Here is a 19,297-nt window from a genome sequence, read left to right as displayed (position 1 = left end):
CGCAAAAACGCACGGAGGCACGCGAAATTCCCTCTCGCCGCTAAGCTTTAAACTCGCTCAAAAACCATTGAAACGCCAAGATCAGCCCCGGCGCGCGCACGATCTTTTCATCAAACATAAACTCTCGCGCCTTGGCTGCGGGCAGATAGAAAAGCTCGATCTTCTCGCCGTCCACGCCGCCGCCGCGACCTAGCTTCATCGATTCGTCGATACGCGCGAAGTATAAAATTTGACGGTTTGCCGCAAAGCCCAGGGCGCTGTAGTAGCTCGTGATAAATTTCAGATCCTTCACGGCGTATCCCGTCTCTTCGAGCACCTCTTCGATCGCCGTTTGCTCCTCGCTAATGCCCTTGTCCAAAATGCCCGCGCAAAGCTCATAGGTGTAGCCCTTCTCGGGCGAATTTATTAAATTTTCCTCTTGATAAAACCACACGCTGGGGCGAAACTGCTTGACGAGCAAAAGCGCGTCGCGCTGCGTATGATAAAGCAAAATCGAGACGCTATCGTGCACTTTGACGCAGTCCCACGCGCGCGCTACGCCGTCTATTTCAAAATTTAAGCGAAAGGGTTTAACGAAATTCGAGCTTTTAAGCTCGGAAATTTTAAAATTTTTTATAGTAGTATCCATGTCGCAAGTCCTAAAAAGCTAAAAAATCCCACGATGTCAGTTACCGTGGTAAGCAGCACGGAGCTGCCGACGGCGGGATCGATATTTAATTTTTTAAGCGTGATCGGAATGACGGCGCCGAAAAGCCCCGCGAGCGTTAAATTTAGCACCATCGACATCGCAATCACCAACCCCAAAAGCTTAATGCCGAACCAAAAATACGCCACAAACCCCATCAGCGTGGCAAAAATGAGGCCGTTTATAAAAGCGATCGTGATCTCGCGAAAGAGAACCTGCTTTTTGTCTTTAAACGCTATCTCGCCCAGGGCTAGGCGGCGCACGGTTACCGTAAGCGCCTGCGTGCCGGTGTTACCGCCCATGGAGGCGACTATTGGCATAAGCACGGCGAGCGCGACCAGCTTTTCGATAGTGGCGTCAAAAAGCCCAATGATCGTGGAGCTTACGATCGCCGTGCATAAATTTACCGCTAGCCACACAGCGCGCGCGCGTCCCGCCTTAAAGATCGTAGTCTCGTCGTCTTCCGCTTCGTCATCGACGCCCGCGAGATTGTAAATTTGCTCGGTGGCGCGCTCTTGGATGAGATCGTGGATATCATCGGCGGTGATACGTCCGATGAGCACGCCGTTAGCATCGACTACGGGGATGACGTTAAGGTCGAACTCCTCAAAATCCTTGATTACGTCGTCGATCTTATCGGTATCGGTGGCGAAGTGGATTTTATTTTCGGCGCCGAATTTTTGTGAAATTTCTTCCAACGTGAGCGAAAAATCGTATAAAATCAGATCGGACGTCGAAAAGGTAGTAAGCAGATGCCCCTTTTTATCGAGCACGAAGAGCTGAAAGACGTTTTCGATCTCGTCCTTTTCGCGCATAACGCGCAGCATCTCGACCGCCTGCCCCAGGGTCTGATCCTGCCTCGCGCTAAAGACCTCAGTCTGCATATACGCGCCCGCCTCATCTTCGCTATATTTGGAGATAGTAAGAATGTCGTGGCGATCGTCCTCGTCAAGCCCATAGAAAATCTGCTCGGCCTTGTCCTCGTCGATTTCGCCGATATTTTGCAAAAGCTCCGCCTGATCGTCGCTTTCGAGCTCCTCGATCGCTTCGACGATCTTTTCGTGAGGCAGAGTTTCGATGACATCTTCGAGCATATGCTCGGGCATCTCAAGCGCAGCATCGGCAAGATCCTCAGGATCTAGCTTTTTTAAGAATTCTACGTATTTTTCTTCGTCATGCTTTTTTAGAGTTTTTAAATGCTCTGTAAGATCGGCGGCACTCAGCTCATGCTCAAGCGTATCGTCCAAGTGCGCATCAAGGAGCGCTTTGGCTTCCTCGACGTCATCTAGCTGCTCTTTATTTTCCATTTTTGACCTTAATTTATCGTGATAAGCGACTCGTAATTTTCAAATTTAGCAGGGTTTTTCGAGCCGTCTTTAGCCACAGCCATTCTAGCGTCCATATCTTTGACAAGGGCTTTAAATTTAAGCTCTTCGGCGCTTATAACGTTAGTTTTTTCAATCTTGACTACCTTAAGCGGATCTATCGCCTGCTTATTTTTATAAAGTCCGAAGTGCAGATGCGGTCCCGAACTAAGCCCGGTCGAGCCCACGTAGGCGATTAATTGACCTTGCTTGACGCTAACGCCTACTTTTGTGCCGCTAGCAAAGCCGCTAAGATGTGCATAAAGCGTGCTAATGCCGCCGCCGTGGTTGATCTCTACGGTATTGCCGTAGCCGTTTTTACGCCCTACAAAGCTAATCTTGCCCGCCCCTGCGGCATTTACCCTAGTGCCTTTGGGAGCTGCGTAATCCACACCCAGATGCGCGCGATAGCGCTTTAAAATCGGATGAAATCTTTTTGGGGTAAAATAGGATGAAATTCTAGTATAAACAAGCGGCGTGATAAGTAGAAAAGATTCGACCTTTTTTCCGCTTCGGTCGTAGTATTTATCGTCGAAGAAATAAAGCGATCTGGGCTTTTTATTTTCCTCGATCATTCCTGCGGTGATATTTACTCCGCCAAAAGGCTTGCCAAGGCGCGTCTTTTGCTCGTACAGGATCACGAGCCGATCGCCTTTTTGCAGCTTTTTAAAATTTACCTCGTTTTTAAAAACAAGCATAAACTCATTCGCTAAAGCCGCATTGCCCGTAGCTTTGATAATGTCTTGATAGGGCGAGCTTTCGATCTGAATTCCTAAAGAGTAGCTGTTTTCCTCATAAACTATCGGAGTATAAACAAATCTAAAAGTGCCGAATTTATCGCGGTAAATGTGGATCTGAAGCTCCTCGCTGACGGGAATTAGCAGCTGGGAGACGCGACCTGCTGGATCACGCAAAATTTGACACTCCACGCCCGCGCGCACCTCGGCGGCAAGCTCCTGATCCTCTTTATCCAGGTCGTAATATACAGATGCGGGGATGCCCGCGGTTTCCATAAATTGCAGCAGACTCACGCCATCGGGCCAGGCAAACTTCTCTACGCTGGGGTTGTTCGCAAAAACTACGCCTATCCACAGAAAAAGCAATATAAAAATTCTAGTCATATAAAACCGCTTTGAAATATTATTTTAAGGCGGGATTGTAACGAAAAAACGCTTATATTTCGTAAATACCGTGGAATTTTATCGCTAATTTCAAAGTTTTATGTATAATTAGCCGAAATTTTATTCAGGAGCAGAATTTTGAAAAAAGCTTTACTTATTTTAGGTCTATTTTTAAGCGCGGCGATAGGGGCGGAATTTAACATGCCGCGATACGAAACCGCCCTACTTAGCGTAAAGGATGGTTCAGGCGAGATCACAGATAGCCCTACGATTGCCGTAGGCAGCAGTGGAATAGTGATGCATAATTTCGGTAGCGGCGCGAGTTCCATCATCGCGCGCGCAGTCGTTACGCAAAAAAGCGCAGGCAAGGCAAAGGTGCGATTTGAGGTTTTTGATATGTTAGCTCAAGAGGCGCTGCCGCTGCCTAAAATTTTACCCTCAAGCGGCGATAAAGTGATCTTAAATTTCCTCTATGACCGCGCCATAATCGTCGCGCCTAACGCTGAAATTTACGAGCAGGTTATCAAGGCTTTTCCAAATATAAATTTTATCCACCCAGATCTTGGCGGCGCCTATCTTAGCTACAACCACAAGCCAAATCCTAGCCGAGACGATTTTCGTAAAATTTGCGCGCAAAACAGCGCCGGACTGATTTTTATCGCGATGGATAAACAAGGTGTATTTGCCGACTGCGGCAGCTTCAAGCCTTTGCGCACGTTCGCTAGCGGCAGCGTGGCTTATTATCAGCTGCCGTTTTACTCGCGCGTGGGCGAGATAAAGACCGTCATTTGGGACTTTACTAACGGCCCGATCAGCGATTACGACAAGCACTACCGCTATTTGCTGGGCTTAGACGGCGATGAATAGCGCCGCGCGAGCGTTTTTTACAAATCTATTAGGCGCGGATAACGCTTATTTTGACGAGGCTCATCGCACGGCATACTGCTACGACGCGACGAAAAGGCGCTGTCTGCCGGACGGCGTGCTTTTCCCGCGAAGTGAGGACGATGTCAGTCAAATTTTAAAATTCTGCAACGAAAATTTAATCCCTGTAGTTCCAAGAGGCGCAGGTAGCGGTTTTACTGGTGGATCTTTAGCCGCAAACGGCGGAGTGATTTTGGCATTTGAAAAACATATGAATAAAATTCTAGAAATCGACATGCAAAATCTACTCGCCGTAGTCCAACCCGGCTGCATAAATATCGATCTGCAAAAAGCAGCCGCAGCGCGCGGGCTTTTTTATCCGCCCGATCCCGCAAGTCAGGATTATTCCACGCTAGGAGGCAATGTCGCCGAAAACTCCGGCGGTATGCGCGCCGCAAAATACGGCATCACCAAAGACTATGTAATGGCACTGCGTGCGGTACTGCCTAACGGTGAGGTGATCCGAGCGGGCAAACGCACTATAAAAGATGTCGCAGGCTTCAACGTGGTAGGAATTTTAATCGCAAGCGAAGGCGCGCTTGCCATCATCACCGAAATCACACTCAAGCTCATCCCAATGCCAAAGCTTAAAAAGACCGCGATGGGCGTCTTTCCTAGCGTAGATGCAGCAATGAATGCCGTGTATAAGACGATGGCTGCCGGTATCACGCCCGTGGCGATGGAATTTTTAGACGCGCTGTGCATAGCCGCGGTCGAGGAGAAATTTCACAAGGGCTTGCCGAAGGGCGCGGGCGCGATTTTGATCTGCGAAACCGACGGCAATTTAGAAGCGGTGCTTTTGGAGGAGCTCGCACTCATAAAAGAAATTTTCGTTCAAAACGGCGCGAGCGACTTTCGCATCGCAAAAAGCGAAGAGGAGCGGGCGGGCATTTGGTTTGCGAGACGCAACTGCTCGCAGGCGATCAATATCTACGGCACGCTTAAGCTAAATGAGGACATCACCGTCCCGCGCTCGCAGCTGCCCGAGCTACTGCGCCGTATCGCGCGCATCGGCGATAAATACGGCGTGCGCGTGCCCTGTTTCGGGCACACGGGCGACGGCAATGTCCACACCAACGTCATGGTCGCCGACAAAAAGGACGAAGCTCAGGTGCAACGCGGACATGACGCAATCACCGAAATTTTCAAAGCTGCAGTTGGTCTTGGCGGTACGCTCAGCGGCGAGCACGGCATCGGGCTAAGCAAAGCAGAATTTATGCCACTAGCTTTTAGCGCAGCAGAGATGGAGCTATTTCGCGCGATCAAAAGGGCTTTCGATCCAAAAGGTATCTTAAATCCCGGAAAAATGGGGCTTTAAATTAGGATCGTCATCCCACCGCTATGATGATTTGAAATCGATTTATCCCACTTATCTCATCTAAAATTCTACTTTCTTACAATATGCCTGCTTAAAATTTTATCTTGCTTACAATTTAGCTTATTTACAGGCTACTTCGAGTTAGTTTTAAGCTTGATCTGCCCATTTACAGATCGATTTTGCTTACTTTGCAATGAATAATTTTACTTGTTTATTGATAGATTCCATCCACTTGATAATTGATTTTACTTACTTCGCAGATTGATTATACCGTGCGATCTTTTCGGATATTTTTGCCATATCAGCTGTGATTGCATAGCTACTCGCTAATTTGCGCAATTTTTTCTCTTTCAAAGATACATACTAAGATTATGATGAAATTCCTATATCGCGATGGGTAAGTCTATGATAAGTTAAAATTCTGTCAATAAAATCCATAGCATAGATTAAATTCTAAACTTCTGAAATACTGAAATTTTAAAATCGCTATCTATCGCCATTATCGCAATATGCGGAATTTCAGCGATAAAATTTAGAAATAAAATTCCGCGGAATTCCATAAAATCCCATAAAGCTCCGCAAAATTTATAAGTTAATTTCGATCTCGCCGTGTTATCATCTAGCTAGTCCTGCCATCTATTTAGTAGCATTAGCCTCGCTTGCATTTATTTTATTCATCGCGGCTACTACGTTGCAGCTAAACTCAGCTCCCAGCTTGCAGGCTTTGTCGTAGTAGATCATCGCCTTATCCAGATCCGGCTCGCCAAATTCCTTCTTTGAATACGCTAGTCCAACCCTTTGACATCCCTCTGCCAAAGCAGCATCACAAGATTTTAGGAAAAACTTAAGAGCGCCCTGATAGTCTTTCTCTTCATAGCTAGCGACCGCAGCGTTTAAGCAGCCCTCGCCTAATCCCAAATCGCATGATTTGGCAAAAAATGCGAACGTATTTTTCTTATCCGCATTTTTATAAGAGATTATCGCGGCGTTGTAGCAAGCTTTGGCAGCTCCCAGCTCGCACGCTTTGGAATAAAACCGCGCGGACTTACCCTTATCCTTCGTAGTTTTATATAAATTTTGCTCGTCGTAATATAAATCTCCCGCGATAGCACAGCTATTTTCCAGCCCCGCTTCGCAAGCTTTTTCAAACGGCTTTTTTGCTGCCTCATAATCGCGCTCCTCAAGCAAATATGCTCCGTAGTCTTCGCACGAATTAGCCCTACCGACGCCGCATCCGACAAACGAGACCGCCTGCGGGAAAAATATCTGCGCGAGCAAGTAGGCTGCTACGATTAGTGCGGCAATCGACGCTAAAATTTTCATTTTTGCTCCTTTTAAATTTTAAAAATAATTATAGCAAAAAGCGAGGGATAAAATTTTAATTTTTGATAATAGCTGTGAAATCTCCGGCGAATTCCTGCAAAATTTCTATCAAAATCCCAAGCAAAATTTTAAATAAAATTTTAAACGGAACTTTGAGCGGAATTTTAAAAAGACAAATTAAAATTTTACTTGCAAGATTGTTTTTATGGCTGGCTTGCCTCAATTTTACTCGCACGTCTATGCGGCATCCACGGCGCCCGTAGTATTTATAATAAAGCATTTAATCCTGAGGTCTGAAACACCTACAGCCTCTGCAATGGTAATTTATCAGGGCGATAATCTAGTGTGTAAAATATTTTTGTTGCATACGAAGCCCATGGTGAGCATCTTGCCGTGCCCTAGAAAACTTTTGAAAATTTCGCATTGCTGCTTAGAAATTTTAAAAAATTTTACGCCGCCAGCCTTTAAATTTTATCTTAGAAATAGGTTTGCCTATGCTAAAATCGTAAGCATAATGCGTCTTTAGGCGTTTTGGCTCCAATACCCAGGCTTCTTAGATCGCACCAATTAGATATGGTGAGTCTTAAAATAATCAAGACTGCGCGATATCTGTATTGCGTACGTAAATTTCATCCATGTAGGTTGCGACTGAGATTTCAGCCGCGCAAGCCCAGCCCATAAAATTCTGCTAATTTTAAAACCCAAATGCCACTTAGAATTTCTATCTATTTAAAGAGCTTCACTTCAAAATTTTATTCGCTGCAAAGCGCAAGCAGCGCTCCCTAGCGCTCAAACTCTATCACAGCCTCCTCCTCGCCGAACCACATCACGGAGTTTTTTATATCGCAAAACCGCGCCTCATCCGCCATCAGCTCCGCTAACACCGCTCGCGCTACCTCGCTGTTTCGTGCATCCGCAAACGCCTGCACGCTCTCATACCACAGCTCGCCCATCGCATCGTAGTCAAACGCCGCCATTTCGCGCTTGGTGCTTTGTCCCTTGGGGAAAACGGGCATGGTTTTTGCATAGCGGACGATATTTAGTGCCTTTTGATTAGCCAAAACCTTTTGTGAATGCGCCGCCCAGTGTGCCACAAACTCCTGCTGCGTGATGTTCGGCGCCCTTTTTACTAACATCGTGATCTTAAACATAACCGCTCCCTAAATGAAATTTATCGCAAATTTGCGCCCTATTCTATGATGCATCCGCGTTTTTGCAATTTTGCTTAGCGTTCTTTGCGTCTAAATAGACCTTGAAAAACTTAAATAGCAGCCGTGCGCGCGAGCGCAAATCGCCAAAATGCATAAACCTCGCCGTTTAAAACTTAAATCGCTGTCAATCTCACTTAGTTTAACTGTCTATGGAATAATTTTACGGCTACCGCCATAATAAATTACGCAGGCTCTTTGCGGGCAAAGTAAAATTCTGCCAAACCTTAGTGGACGATAAAATTTTACCGACTTTCGGTGCGCATAAATTCCGTCTATTTTAGGCGAGCGAGTAAAATTCCGCGGCCTTTCAAACGGCGACAAAACAGACGAGCGACGGTTTTATCTTTCACCGCTGCGCGCAAATTGCGTTGCTGCGTACGAACCTAACCCTTGCTCGACAAAAACCTCTGCAAAATTATCGTCGCGGCGATGCTATCAAAGCGCGCGTCCTTGCCGCCGCCCTTAGCGCCTTTGCTCGCAAACTCCGCCGCTTCGGCGCTCGAAAAGCTCTCGTCTTGGAATTTTATCTCGCCGTCAAAATCCAGCAGCGAGGCGAAGTGGCGTATGCGCCTGCTCATCTCCTCCTCGCTCGCCCCGCCGCGCGGCACGCCCAGCACGAGCACGCTGGCGCCCTTTTCGCGCAGCAGCTCACTTAGCTCGCGCGCGGCTTGGGTGCGGTTTTTGCGCAGGATCGGCTCGCACGGAAGCGGCGTCTTATCATCGGGTGCCGCCGCCACACCGATACGTTTAAGCCCAAGATCGATCGCAACTATCAAATTTCATCCTTTTTAGTTCGGCTTCGGCAAGCCGCGCGGGTTTATTTTAAGCTCAGGTGTTACTTGCAGAAAGTAAAATTTTACCGAGCCACCTTTTTCTAAATTTAAACACCGACCGCGCAGACTACGCGCCGTGCAAACAAGCCGTACCGGCGGGCGGCGCCGATCAAACTACGGCAAGCAAACGCCGATCATCGGCTACTTTGCCACGATCTTTGCGCCTAAAATTTCGATCCTGCCTTCAAGCTCGTATTCGTAAATTTTATCTCCGAAGCGCTCGATCGCCGCTTGCAGATCGGAATTTAGCGCTAAAAATTCCATCACCTCATCCTGCGCGCGCTCAGTATTTTGCGGCGTCTGCGGAGCCAAAGAGGCGACAAACTCGCCAAAATCCGCGATCAGCCGCGCCTGAGATTTTGCGAGCAGATCGTTCGTGCCCGCGCTCTCGTCCATTCGGTGCGGCAGCACGTACACGGGCACGCCCATTTCGCGAGCCAGACGCGCGCTTTGCAGCGAGCCGCTGCGGGGCTCGGCTTGAGCGACGATGAGCGCTTCGGACAGCGCCACGACGATACGGTTGCGCTGCAAAAACTGAAATCCGCGCGCGCTCACGCCGTCCTCATACTCGCTAAGCGCGAGGCTGCGCTCGTAAATTTTGCCGATCATGGCGACGTTTTGCGCGGGATAAATTTGATCAAGGCCGTTTCCAAAAACCGCGATCGTATTTGGAAACGCCCCTTCGTGCGCGGCTATGTCGCAGCCGATCGCCGCGCCGCTTACGACGCAAAAGCCCGCATTGCTTAGCTCGCGCGCAAGGCGCAGGATCAAATTTTTGCTATAAACGCTCATCTTGCGCGAGCCCACGATCGAGATGCGGCGCTTTTGTAACATCGCCGGCTCGCCCCTAAAATACAGCTGCGCGGGCTCACTCGCACCGAGCCTTGCTAGGCTTGGAATTTTAAAACCAAGCTCACTCGTAGTACTCATAAATTTCGTCCAAATACACTAAATCGACCTCGCCTAGGATATCGGCGCTGTTTGCAAGCGCGCGCAGAGTGGAGCTTTTGGGATGGCCGATAGCGATGGCGTAACCCTGCTTTTTAGCAAGCGCGACGGCTTCGCGCAGCTTTTTGCGCACCGCGGCGACGCTGTTTTGATTATCTAAAAACACATCGCGATGCACGTATCGCATGCCAAGCCCGTTCATCGCCGCTTTGGCCTTGGTAGCGGGGCTCGTGCGCGAGTCGATAAATAAAAATCCATGCTCGTTCATCGCGCGCAGCAAATTTTGCATCGCGCGCTCGTCGGCGGTAAATTTAGAACCGGTGTGGTTGTTTATAAATTTAGCGTTCGGAAAGTCCGCGCGCAGCTTGGCTATGACGCCGCGCAGCTTCTCGTAATTATCCGAGGTTCGCAGCGTCGCGGAATTATTTTTAGCGGAGCTCGCCTCCATCGGCAGGTGGATCGCGTAATGCTCAAAGCCGCGAGCGAGCGAGCGCGTGTCCTTGCGCTGATACTCGGGCGGGAAGATGGACGGCGTCACTCGCACGGGCAGAGCGGCGATCTTTTGCGCCTGCTCGTCGGTGCCTACGTCGTCGATGATGATCGCTAGCTTTGCGCGAGAGCCTGCGGGCAAAGCCTTGCGCGGCGATTTAGAAAGATCGTCCGCACCGCCGGAAGCGTGGCTTTGGGCGGCAGAATTTATGGAATTTTCTGAAGCGGAATTTGACGCGGTAAAATTTACGTCAGGTCCGTCACCCGCCGAATTTGCAGCGGCGGAAGTTGCGGAAGCCGTATAATTTACGGAATTTTGTAAATTGCCGTTTGCAGAATTTTCTCCTGTGAAATTCTGCGGTGCGGGCTCGATGCTCATCTTAGGCGCGGTTACGTTTTGCTCGGCGATCTTATCGAGCTCCTTTTGAATCAGCGCTTCCTTCTCAGCAGCGCTTAAACGCGGTCGTTTACCGCGAGGATCGGAAGGGCTTTCGGGGGCTTGTTTGTGCGAGCTTTGCTGCAACGCAGCCTTATTGCTCGAAAATACGAGATCCAAAACAGCGTAGGTAACCGCACCGCTTAAAAAGCATAAGATTACGACAAAGGCGATCGCTATGTAATTGATCTGGCGCTTTTTACGGCGCCCGCGTGGATTTGTATTAGCCAAAGCTCAGCCGAAATCAGTTTTTATCTTTGTTTATGAGCTTGCCTTTGGCGATCCACGGCATCATCGCGCGAAGCTTATCGCCGGTTTTGCTAAGCAAGCTGTTTGCCGTGATATTGCGCTCAGCGTTCATCCGCACGTAGCCCGCCTTGCGCTCGAGGATAAAGTCTTTTGCAAATTTGCCGTTTTGGATCTCCTTTAGCACCTCTTTCATCGCAGCTTTGCTGCTTTCGTTTACGACGCGGTTACCGCTTACGTAATCGCCGTATTCTGCGGTGTTTGAGATCGAGTAGCGCATATCGGCCATGCCGCCTTGATAGATGAGATCCACGATCAGCTTCATCTCGTGCTGGCACTCAAAATACGCCATCTCAGGCTCGTATCCCGCCTCGACGAGGGTTTCAAAGCCTGCGTTGATGAGCGCGCAAAGTCCGCCGCAAAGCACAGCCTGCTCGCCGAAAAGATCGGTCTCGGTCTCTGCTTTGAAGGTCGTTTCGATGATGCCGGTGCGGCCGCCGCCGATCGCGCTTGCGTAGCTTAGAGCAAGCTCTTTGGCTCTACCGCTTTCGTTTTGCGAAACGGCGATCAGCATCGGTACGCCGCCGCCGCTTACGAACTCGTTGCGGACGGTGTGGCCCGGGGCTTTCGGAGCGATCATAATGCAGTCGATGCCCTTTGGTGGGACGATCTGTCCGAAGTGGATATTAAAGCCGTGCGCGAACGCGATCGCGTTGCCCTCGCTTAAATTTGGCTCGATCTCGGCTTTGAAAATGTCGCTTTGAAACTCATCAGGCGTTAGGATCATCACAAGATCGGCTGCCTTCGCAGCTTCGCCGACGCTCATTACTTTAAAGCCCTTTGCCTCGGCCTTGCTCCAGCTCGCGCCGCCCTTTTTAAGACCCACGATGACTTCTACGCCGCTATCTCGCAAATTTTCGGCGTGAGCGTGCCCTTGCGAGCCAAAGCCGATCATAGCGACCTTTTTAGCCTTAATCAAACCCAAATCGCAATCTTTGTCGTAAAAAACGTTTATTGCCATAACGCATCCTTTTTTAAAAATTTAGGCGAGATTGTAGCTAAAATTTGCTTTTATGCAGATAAACCGCGCGCCGCAAGGGCGGATAAAGAAATTTTGAGCTATCATTGAGGCATAATTTAGCTTTAAAAGGAGCGAAAATGAAAGTGGGATTTATCGGCGGCGGAAATATGGGCGAGGCGATGATCGCCGCACTTTGCAGAGCTGGCGGGCGAGATTGCGCGGCGAGCGGAGAAAATTTTACAGAGGATAAAGAAAATTCCGCGCACGGCGGGCGGAATTTTATGCCCGATGCTCAAAATTTTACCGCTTGCGAGCGGAATTCCGAGCCCGATATGCAAAATTCCGCTAGCGACGGGCATGATTCCTCTTGCGCGCAGCCCGGCTCCGATACGAAGCTTCAAGTCCTAGCTTATGCTAGAAGCAAAAATGAAGCCTTGCGTAAGCGCTATGGCGTGCAAATTTTACAAGACGAGACGCAGCTGGCGCACGCAGCGGATATGATCGTGCTCGCGACCAAGCCCGCTAGCTACGAAGGGATTTTGCACCTGATCGCGCCCGAGCTTGCGGGCAAAATCCTACTTCTTTTAGCGCCGAATTTCAAGCTAGAGCGCGCCCAAAATATCGTGGGTGCGGACGTTTTCGTAGCCCGCGCGATGCCAAACGTCGCTGCTGGCATCGGCGCGTCGGCTACGGCGCTGTGCTACGGCGAGTATTTTGATGAGGCTAGTCGGGAGATCGTGCGAGCCCTAGCCGCCAAAATCGGCAAATTCTACGAGATAGACGAGGCTGGTTTTGCCGCATTTACGGGGATTGCAGGTAGCCTGCCTGCGTATGTGTGCGCTTTTATCGAGGCGGCGGCAGACGCGGGCGTGCGGGGCGGACTACCGCGGGCGCTGTGCTACGACGCGGTAGCGGCGGCGGTAGAGGGCACGGCGCGCCTACTGCAAAGCGGCAAGCGCCCATCGGAGCTCAAAGACGCGGTTTGCTCGCCTGCGGGCACGACGGTTGAGGGACTCGCGGCGCTCGAGGCGGCGGGCTGGAGTATTACAACTGCACGAAATTCGGCGGCTATCCCTCCTTTTGCCAGTCCGGAGTGAGTTTCGGCGATGGTTTTCAGTTCGTTTTTCAGATCTCTTCAGACTAAAAGGCTAATTTTAACGTCATTGACGGCGGCAGCTTGATGTTTGCCAAAAACCCGCAAAGCGGCGCGTGGAGCTTGTATTATGATTTCGATTAGGCGCGCGAAAGGTAAATTTAGCTCTCTCGTAAAATTCCGCCGCTTCAGGCGGGCGCCAGGGGCGAGTAAATTTACGATGAAATTTTATCGGCGTGCGGCTTTGAGCCCGCTCGGCGCGGATTAAATTTAGACGGCGCCCGATCTAGGTTAAATTTAAGCCGCCGAGAGGCGAGCCGAATAGTTGCAGACGAGCCGAATACGGCAAGCGGGCTGTAAAAATTCGGCGCCGCAAAATTTTAAAATTTATAGCCCGAGATTTTGGGTTCGAGCTTGAAATTTTAACCCGCAAATTTAAAGGAGCGAAAATGAACGCAAACGAGCTTGCAAACATCTGGCGCAGGCCGATCTACCTGCCCTATCTACAAGATCCACTCACGCCCGAGGCGCTGAGGGCCGCGGAAGAGGAGCTAGGACGCACCCTGCCGCGCGAGCTCGCCATGATGCTAAGCGTGCAAAACGGCGGCTACCTGCGCTACGAGCTGGAGGGCTACCCGCTAGACGCCATCAGCGGCATCGGCGAGGCGTATCCGTCGCTTACGCGCTTTAACTGGGGCGAGGAGCGCGAGTGCGTGAGCTTCGAGCTTAACGGGCTGGTGCCATTCAGCGGCGACGGGCATTGGTATCTGTGCCTGGACTACCGCGCCAGCGAGGAGCCTGCGGTCGCCTACATCGACGTCGAGTGCGATGAGCAAAGCATCATCGCGCAGGACTTCGCTTCGTTTTTAGCGCTTTTGAAGCTTGATAGCGACGGCAAGATCGCGCTACAAACGGGGCTCGATCTGGACGGCACGAAGGCGCGGCTGGAGGGAATTTTGAGCGTGCGAGCTAAAGCCGCCGATCCGCAACTTTACGGCTTTAGCGTATATAATTTCGCTCGCGAGGGCGGCGTGCTGAGCCTTAGCCCGAACGAGGTTCGGCTCGGATTTGCCAGGCGGGGCGAGCGGCGGTTTAAAGAGCTTAAAAACTTCAGCGAGCCCGTCCTGCGCTATGCTGAGCTGGACGGCGGCGCGATGATACTGGACGTTTTCAAAGAGGAGCTGATGGGTGAAATTTTGCGCGAGCTAAAGGACGCGGGCTTGTGCGCACAGAGCCTAAAAGACGCGATCGGCGCGTAAAGCTTTTGCGATTGGGAGTGTAGCTTTGTGACGGTGCGCGCTCGTGCGATCGATAATGAGCGCGGACTTGCGCTCGTAAATTTAGCGCTCAAACACCCGCCGCGCAGCCTGCGCTTTAAATGCGGGCGATAAACGCCAAGCTACGCGCTAAATTTTGAAAAAGCTACAAAAGCCCTCATCGCGGTAAAATTTTAACTCACAAATATTCAGGCTGTACCACGAGTATGTAAAAAACCTACAGGCGAGCTAAAATACGGCGCGAGCGGACACAAATATATGCGCGCGGGGGCGTAAAATACGCAAGCTGTCGCAAACGGCGAGCGCAAATTTAGCTCGCCGCGGCAGGTAAAATTTCGCTATAATTTTGCTAATTTAACAAAGGAGAAAAGGGTGAGCGTAGAATTTCGCGTCAAAAACAAAAAGCGACCGCTATTTATGGGGTATTCGGACGCCATGAGCGTTAGCAAGGCATTGGATCTGCTGCCCGATCTATCGGTATTTGGCATAGACGAGAGCGCCGATGACTTTGACGAGAGGGCGTTTTTAAAATCGCCTTTGAGCGAGTATGAGTGTTTGATTTTGGGCGTGCAAGGCAAGAGCGGGCGCGGGATGGAGCTTAGCTACGATGGGGATCAGCAAAGCTACGCCGTGCGCGTAAATACGCCCGCGACGGTCTTTGATTGGGTTTTGGCGATCTCGTATCTGCAGGCGCTATCTAAGCAGCTGGGGGACGAGATCATGGATGAAAACGGCGAAATTTACACTCACGACAGGATAGAGCAATTCGACTACGAGCGCGATATAGCGGCGGGGCTACATTCGATAGATCAGCATTTAAGCGGCGATACCGAGGTAAATTTTTGCTACGGGGTGCAGAGGCCTTTTGCGATAAACCGCGCGATGATGGATGAAATTTTAGCCTCATACAACCCCGCTGCTGAGTTTAGCAAGCGGCTGACCGAGGTGCAATACCTAGACGCTTACGACGCGCACCAGAGGTTTTACCGAAATGGGGATGACGGCACGATAATGGGCTCATACGCGCTCACACAGGACCTGCCCACTATCCTGCCTTACAAGCCGTTTGTGGAGTGGCAAAACGCGGAGATGCTGAAAAATAGCGACGTAGCGCGCTGGCAGATCGCGCTCATAGGCATAGAGGGCGACGAAAACGACGCCGGTAACTACCGCGCCATCGCCGAGCTGGAATATGGCGAGTTTATTGCGCGGCTGCCGAAGCAAAACTACCGCTTCATCGATGCGAGCTATATTTTGGTTGACGGGCTAAGCGCTGAACAGCTAAAGGCGCTAGCGAGCTAAATTTTACTTGCGGTGAAATTCTGCAGAGCTCATCGAAGCTTAGCGCCGCAAAATTTAAAGGGGTGGAATTCGCGGTGCATAAAATTTTAAAATTCTAAATCCGGTTTACGGAATTTTATCTCGGCAAAATTTTAAGAAAGCAGAATTTTATCGCGGCAGAATTTCGTAGATATAAAATTTAGAAAGGTTAAAATGAAAAGGACCTACTACGATCTAAAAATTTACGATAACGGCATGATGCGAGGCGTGCTGCAAGAGGACATCGAGGCATTGCCGTTTTTCGACTACTGGCAAAAGATGAGCCTATGCTCGACGCAGGGCATATACATAGACGAAAGCGGCAAAGAGCACAGGCTCGTCTATCTGCACGACTGGGAGAAATTTTGCAGATTATTCGCTCGCGAACAGGAGCTACTTAAGCGCGCCCCGGTCGGTAGCGAAAATGAGCGATCCGAGCCGTAGCGTATCTCGGTCGGCAGCGGAGAATAGCGGCGATCCTGGCGCAGCGCAAGTAAATTTTAGCCGATAAATAGCGGCGCGCATTAATCAGCCAAAATCGCCGCTTCGCTTAAATCTGGGTTTAAATTTAACTCGTCTATGATAGATAAAAGCTCTGAAATTTCATTTTTGATCCCAGCGGCGTCCTCTAAGCTCGGCGGCGGCGAAAAGAGCGTTGTTTCAAACTTATTTTTCGCTCCGTTTAAAAATAGATAAAGCTTATCGTCCATAAACGCCGCGCTCAGCCCCATTTTCCCCGCGAATTTTTCCTTTAGCTCTCGCAGGCGCTGCATAAACGCGGGCGTCAAAAGATACCTCGCCTCTACTTTATCGTCCGCAAAGACCCGAAATTCTTTACTAAAAAACACGTCGTCCATCTGTTCTTTTTCGCCTATAAATTTAGTATTTAACGTGCGGCTCGCGACTATCGTTTGCCCGTTAAATTTCTTGTAGAACTCGCAGACCAAGACCGAGCCGCTGAATGCCTGCATATCCTTCATCGTCGACCACGCAAAAACTATCGCGGAGAGTAAATTTAACGCCGCCGAGTCGCTTAGCTCCAGCGTCGCGCCGTTTGGGATGCGGATCGCTTCGCTGAGGTTAAATTTGACGCCGTTATAAATGCCGCTGATTTGGTCTTCGGCGCGAAACTCATCGGGCGAATAGATGCCGATTTTGCGAAATTCTTTACGGCTGATGCCGGCATTCGGATCGTAGTTAAAATTTGGATCTACCCCGCGGATGGCGGCGCGGACGAAAACGTCTTTATAAAACGCTTTGTAATCCCCCAGCTCGCTGGTCACTCGGCTAGCATTAGCCATTAGTGCAGCTTGAAAAAACGGAATATAGATAATGATGAAAAATAGCGGTGCAAGGCGATTTTCAAAAAGATGCCATACGGCAAATCCGCCGCCTACGGGCAGTGCTATTATAAATAAAATTCCTAAAAACAGATACTTTGCAAACGCGCGTCTGCACTCTTTTTGCTTTTTCGCGGTGGCAACTATCGCTTCGTTTATATTCAAAATTTTACCTTTTTCTAAATTTGCGCGGCGGATTTCGCGCTTGGAGTGAATTTTAGCAAAATTTACGCCGCAAAGATACGGCGGCGCGAGTAAATTTATTCGGCGAATTAAATTTATGAAATTTACGCTACGGCAGCGATCTACTCGGACGTGCGCTGATTTAGCCACATTTTAAGATTGCTCGCGCCCTCTTTTAGCACCACAAATCCTGCGGCGGCAACACAGACAAAATTAATTAGAGAGCCCATCCCGCCGACGTTTAAAATCCCAAAACCCACGATCCACAGCGCCGCGCCGAAGCCAAGCGTGCACACGGTGGTCGCGATCCCCAGCTTGCGGCGCAAAGGACTTGGTTTGCGTACCACCTGAACTCGAGTGATCACGTAGCTGCCCGCATATCCTCCGCGGATGAAATACGCGCGCGCAGGCTCGCCCTCCTCTACGGGGATATCGTTAAACTCGCCGCGCAGCTTCACGCCGTCTATCTCGAAAAATACCCAAATTTTGCTATTTCCTCTTGCAGCGTGGACGCGGAGATTTCGAACCTCGCCCGTGATCTCATATTCCAATTTACTTCCTCAAACAGCTTCGCGCTTTGCTTCCGCGCTAAATTTCGCGCCGTAAAATTTTAAAATCTAAATTTTGCCTTGCTTGCAGCACTGCCCATGAAATTTTAAAGTTGAGATTCTGCAAGCCCTAAATTCAGAGCTAAGCCTTAAAATTTCATAGCGATAGAATTTCAAGTAAAGCTCCGCCGCTAAATTTGGCTAATCGCATGCACTGACTATTGCGCCTTGCCGAATTTTGCACGTCGCAAAATCGCGGCGAAATTCCGCGCCGTAAAAGCTCACAAATCCGTCGCGGCAATATCACAGGCAAGCCCATCGAAAAAACTGATACCGCGCGACGAGTAGCGTAGATAGACGGTGCAAGGCAGGTAGCACAACAGACGCCATACGGCAGACGGTGCACGGCGAGCAATACAAAATAGGCAGCGTACACGGCAGGCAGTACAAATCGGCAAACGTGCGCCGGGCGACCAAGCGCCTACTTCTTTAAAATTTGCTCTTTCATGAATTCGTAGAGCTGGCAGGATTTTTTATTGCCCGCGTCGCAGCCCTTTTTGACGCATCCAAGCCCCTTGGAAAACCCGCGCAGATCCCCCTTGCTCAGATACAAATAGCCTAAATTATTGCAGGCATCGCCGTAGCCCAGCTCGCAGGATTTGGTGTAAAGCTTCTCCGCCTTGTCGCGATCCTGCGGCGCGCCGAGACCCTTATCATAAGCAACGCCGGCGTTATAGCAGCTATCCACTAGCCCGCCGTCGCAACCTCGCTCGAAAAAGCCCACCGCCTTTGCCTGATCCGCCGCGAGCCCAAAACCGCCCGTGAAATAGACCACGGCCGCATTGTGGCAGCTTTTGGCATAGCCCAAATCGCAGGCCTTGACATAGTACCGAGCTGCCGCGGCGAAGTCCCTACTCAGGCGCCCCCTTTGATACAGGTTGCCTAGCTTGTGGCAAGCTATGGCGACGTTTTTATCGCAGGCTGCGTCATAAAATACGCCCGCTTGCGTCGCATTGCCCTCGCCGTCGTATAGGGCCCCCAAATCAAAGCAGCTATCTTTCTCGCCCGCCTCACAAGCCTTAGCAAGAGCGAGCTTGGCGCCATCGTAATCTCCGCGGGAGAGCTTGTCGCGCCCCAGCTGCGCGCAGCTTACGCCATCGCCGCGGTAGCACTTAAACGATAAAACGGGCGATGGCCAAAAAAGCACCATAACCAAGATGCAAACGGCAATCAAAAGCGCCGCTATGTCGATGATCTTTCTCATATCTATCCTTTTTGCGGCGATGCGCCGCGGGGCTTAAGGAGTACTCTTTTGCAGGCAAATCCCGCCAAGGAGAATTTTACGAATTAATTTCGTCGCATGAAATTTAATCTGCACAAAAATTTTAGTCCTCAAGCCTTGTTTTAAAATTTTACTTCGAACTTCCACGCCGCAAAATTTTAAAATTTCAAAATTCCGCAAGCAGTAAATTTGCAGCCGAATTTAAATTTTACGAACGGCGCAGTAGCAATACCGCGAAACCGCCCGCAAAATTCTAAAATCGAAATTTTACGAGCCGTAAATTTAGAACTAGCTTTAAAATTTCATAGCTATAAATTTTAAGTAAAATTTCGCTT

At 50.0% G+C, this 19,297-nt stretch carries 19 protein-coding genes; 7 read left to right on the top strand and 12 right to left on the bottom strand.

Features of this window, described 5'->3' with window-relative positions:
• Positions 1–40: 40 nt before the first annotated feature.
• The 3 genes from QZ176_RS04950 to QZ176_RS04940 are packed head-to-tail and all read right to left on the bottom strand — an operon-like array spanning position 41 to position 3,170.
• Positions 41–628 (bottom strand): NUDIX hydrolase, encoded by a 588-nt coding sequence (locus QZ176_RS04950; RefSeq protein WP_295151605.1) that lies wholly within the window; start codon positions 626–628, stop codon positions 41–43.
• Positions 613–1,992 carry a magnesium transporter gene (gene mgtE / locus QZ176_RS04945; RefSeq protein ID WP_295151603.1) on the bottom strand — a complete coding sequence of 460 codons (1,380 nt, stop codon included), beginning with the start codon at positions 1,990–1,992 and terminating at the stop codon, positions 613–615. Before mgtE ends, QZ176_RS04950 begins: the two co-directional genes overlap by 16 nt.
• 8 nt (positions 1,993–2,000) lie before the next feature.
• Complete coding sequence (locus tag QZ176_RS04940; protein ID WP_295151601.1) at positions 2,001–3,170, bottom strand: peptidoglycan DD-metalloendopeptidase family protein; 1,170 nt, start codon at positions 3,168–3,170, stop codon at positions 2,001–2,003.
• Positions 3,171–3,308: 138 nt separating this feature from the next.
• On the opposite strand from QZ176_RS04940, the gene QZ176_RS04935 reads away from it, so the two are divergent.
• Positions 3,309–4,037 carry a plasminogen-binding N-terminal domain-containing protein gene (locus QZ176_RS04935; RefSeq protein WP_295151600.1) on the top strand — a complete coding sequence of 243 codons (729 nt, stop codon included), beginning with the start codon at positions 3,309–3,311 and terminating at the stop codon, positions 4,035–4,037.
• Positions 4,030–5,412 (top strand): FAD-linked oxidase C-terminal domain-containing protein, encoded by a 1,383-nt coding sequence (locus QZ176_RS04930; RefSeq protein ID WP_295151598.1) that lies wholly within the window; start codon positions 4,030–4,032, stop codon positions 5,410–5,412. Before QZ176_RS04935 ends, QZ176_RS04930 begins: the two co-directional genes overlap by 8 nt.
• A gap of 636 nt (positions 5,413–6,048) precedes the next feature.
• Here the strand turns inward: QZ176_RS04930 and QZ176_RS04925 are convergent.
• From QZ176_RS04925 to ilvC, 6 genes are all read right to left on the bottom strand, one after another.
• Complete coding sequence (locus QZ176_RS04925) at positions 6,049–6,735, bottom strand: tetratricopeptide repeat protein (protein WP_295151596.1); 687 nt, start codon at positions 6,733–6,735, stop codon at positions 6,049–6,051.
• A gap of 782 nt (positions 6,736–7,517) precedes the next feature.
• Positions 7,518–7,886, bottom strand: a complete 369-nt coding sequence (locus tag QZ176_RS04920) for an EthD domain-containing protein (protein ID WP_295151595.1) — start codon at positions 7,884–7,886, stop codon at positions 7,518–7,520.
• 443 nt (positions 7,887–8,329) lie between these two features.
• The gene (ruvX, locus tag QZ176_RS04915; protein ID WP_295151593.1) at positions 8,330–8,722 is read right to left on the bottom strand and encodes a Holliday junction resolvase RuvX; all 393 of its coding nucleotides are present in this window, start codon (positions 8,720–8,722) and stop codon (positions 8,330–8,332) included.
• A gap of 198 nt (positions 8,723–8,920) precedes the next feature.
• Positions 8,921–9,709: a DNA-processing protein DprA gene (locus QZ176_RS04910; protein WP_295151591.1), complete on the bottom strand. Its 789-nt coding sequence runs from the start codon at positions 9,707–9,709 to the stop codon at positions 8,921–8,923.
• On the bottom strand, positions 9,693–10,883 hold the full coding sequence (locus tag QZ176_RS04905; protein WP_295151588.1) for a divergent polysaccharide deacetylase family protein: 1,191 nt from the start codon (positions 10,881–10,883) through the stop codon (positions 9,693–9,695). The genes QZ176_RS04910 and QZ176_RS04905 overlap by 17 nt, the downstream gene beginning before the upstream one ends.
• A gap of 13 nt (positions 10,884–10,896) precedes the next feature.
• Complete coding sequence (ilvC, locus tag QZ176_RS04900; RefSeq protein WP_295151586.1) at positions 10,897–11,919, bottom strand: ketol-acid reductoisomerase; 1,023 nt, start codon at positions 11,917–11,919, stop codon at positions 10,897–10,899.
• 137 nt (positions 11,920–12,056) lie between these two features.
• On the opposite strand from ilvC, the gene proC reads away from it, so the two are divergent.
• The 4 genes from proC (at position 12,057) to QZ176_RS04880 (ending at position 16,053) form a co-directional block, all read left to right on the top strand.
• Complete coding sequence (gene proC, locus QZ176_RS04895) at positions 12,057–13,016, top strand: pyrroline-5-carboxylate reductase (protein WP_295151584.1); 960 nt, start codon at positions 12,057–12,059, stop codon at positions 13,014–13,016.
• A 445-nt stretch (positions 13,017–13,461) separates the two neighbouring features.
• Complete coding sequence (locus QZ176_RS04890; RefSeq protein ID WP_295151582.1) at positions 13,462–14,271, top strand: SMI1/KNR4 family protein; 810 nt, start codon at positions 13,462–13,464, stop codon at positions 14,269–14,271.
• A 390-nt stretch (positions 14,272–14,661) separates the two neighbouring features.
• Complete coding sequence (locus QZ176_RS04885; protein ID WP_295151581.1) at positions 14,662–15,591, top strand: DUF4299 family protein; 930 nt, start codon at positions 14,662–14,664, stop codon at positions 15,589–15,591.
• 192 nt (positions 15,592–15,783) lie between these two features.
• Entirely contained in the window at positions 15,784–16,053 is a 270-nt protein-coding gene (locus QZ176_RS04880; protein ID WP_295151579.1) for a hypothetical protein, read from the top strand.
• A gap of 80 nt (positions 16,054–16,133) precedes the next feature.
• On the opposite strand, the gene QZ176_RS04875 is transcribed toward QZ176_RS04880, so the two are convergent.
• The 3 genes from QZ176_RS04875 to QZ176_RS04865 form a co-directional block, all read right to left on the bottom strand.
• The gene (locus tag QZ176_RS04875) at positions 16,134–17,114 is read right to left on the bottom strand and encodes a DUF3137 domain-containing protein (protein WP_295151577.1); all 981 of its coding nucleotides are present in this window, start codon (positions 17,112–17,114) and stop codon (positions 16,134–16,136) included.
• 140 nt (positions 17,115–17,254) lie between these two features.
• On the bottom strand, positions 17,255–17,683 hold the full coding sequence (locus QZ176_RS04870) for a hypothetical protein (RefSeq protein WP_295151575.1): 429 nt from the start codon (positions 17,681–17,683) through the stop codon (positions 17,255–17,257).
• A gap of 478 nt (positions 17,684–18,161) precedes the next feature.
• Positions 18,162–18,944, bottom strand: a complete 783-nt coding sequence (locus QZ176_RS04865; RefSeq protein WP_295151573.1) for a tetratricopeptide repeat protein — start codon at positions 18,942–18,944, stop codon at positions 18,162–18,164.
• 207 nt (positions 18,945–19,151) lie between these two features.
• Here QZ176_RS04865 and QZ176_RS04860 point away from each other — a divergent pair, with 207 nt between their 5' ends.
• Entirely contained in the window at positions 19,152–19,283 is a 132-nt protein-coding gene (locus QZ176_RS04860; RefSeq protein ID WP_295151571.1) for a hypothetical protein, read from the top strand.
• Positions 19,284–19,297 lie beyond the last annotated feature (14 nt).

The sequence above is a fragment of the uncultured Campylobacter sp. genome (assembly GCF_905373215.1).
In the GTDB taxonomy this organism is placed as follows: domain Bacteria; phylum Campylobacterota; class Campylobacteria; order Campylobacterales; family Campylobacteraceae; genus Campylobacter_B.
The sequence above is the reverse complement of the archived record's forward strand: the minus strand, read 5'-3'. Positions and strand labels throughout refer to the sequence as shown.

What these genes read in the sequence shown, in the direction of transcription:
- QZ176_RS04920 (WP_295151595.1), bottom strand. Translation starts at nt 7,886, where the DNA reads ATGTTTAAGATCACGATGTTAGTAAAAAGGGCGCCGAACATCACGCAG.
- QZ176_RS04950 (WP_295151605.1), bottom strand. Translation starts at nt 628, where the DNA reads ATGGATACTACTATAAAAAATTTTAAAATTTCCGAGCTTAAAAGCTCG.
- QZ176_RS04880 (WP_295151579.1), top strand. Translation starts at nt 15,784, where the DNA reads ATGAAAAGGACCTACTACGATCTAAAAATTTACGATAACGGCATGATG.
- mgtE (WP_295151603.1), bottom strand. Translation starts at nt 1,992, where the DNA reads ATGGAAAATAAAGAGCAGCTAGATGACGTCGAGGAAGCCAAAGCGCTC.
- QZ176_RS04890 (WP_295151582.1), top strand. Translation starts at nt 13,462, where the DNA reads ATGAACGCAAACGAGCTTGCAAACATCTGGCGCAGGCCGATCTACCTG.
- proC (WP_295151584.1), top strand. Translation starts at nt 12,057, where the DNA reads ATGAAAGTGGGATTTATCGGCGGCGGAAATATGGGCGAGGCGATGATC.
- QZ176_RS04930 (WP_295151598.1), top strand. Translation starts at nt 4,030, where the DNA reads ATGAATAGCGCCGCGCGAGCGTTTTTTACAAATCTATTAGGCGCGGAT.
- QZ176_RS04910 (WP_295151591.1), bottom strand. Translation starts at nt 9,709, where the DNA reads ATGAGTACTACGAGTGAGCTTGGTTTTAAAATTCCAAGCCTAGCAAGG.
- QZ176_RS04925 (WP_295151596.1), bottom strand. Translation starts at nt 6,735, where the DNA reads ATGAAAATTTTAGCGTCGATTGCCGCACTAATCGTAGCAGCCTACTTG.
- QZ176_RS04865 (WP_295151573.1), bottom strand. Translation starts at nt 18,944, where the DNA reads ATGAGAAAGATCATCGACATAGCGGCGCTTTTGATTGCCGTTTGCATC.
- ilvC (WP_295151586.1), bottom strand. Translation starts at nt 11,919, where the DNA reads ATGGCAATAAACGTTTTTTACGACAAAGATTGCGATTTGGGTTTGATT.
- QZ176_RS04940 (WP_295151601.1), bottom strand. Translation starts at nt 3,170, where the DNA reads ATGACTAGAATTTTTATATTGCTTTTTCTGTGGATAGGCGTAGTTTTT.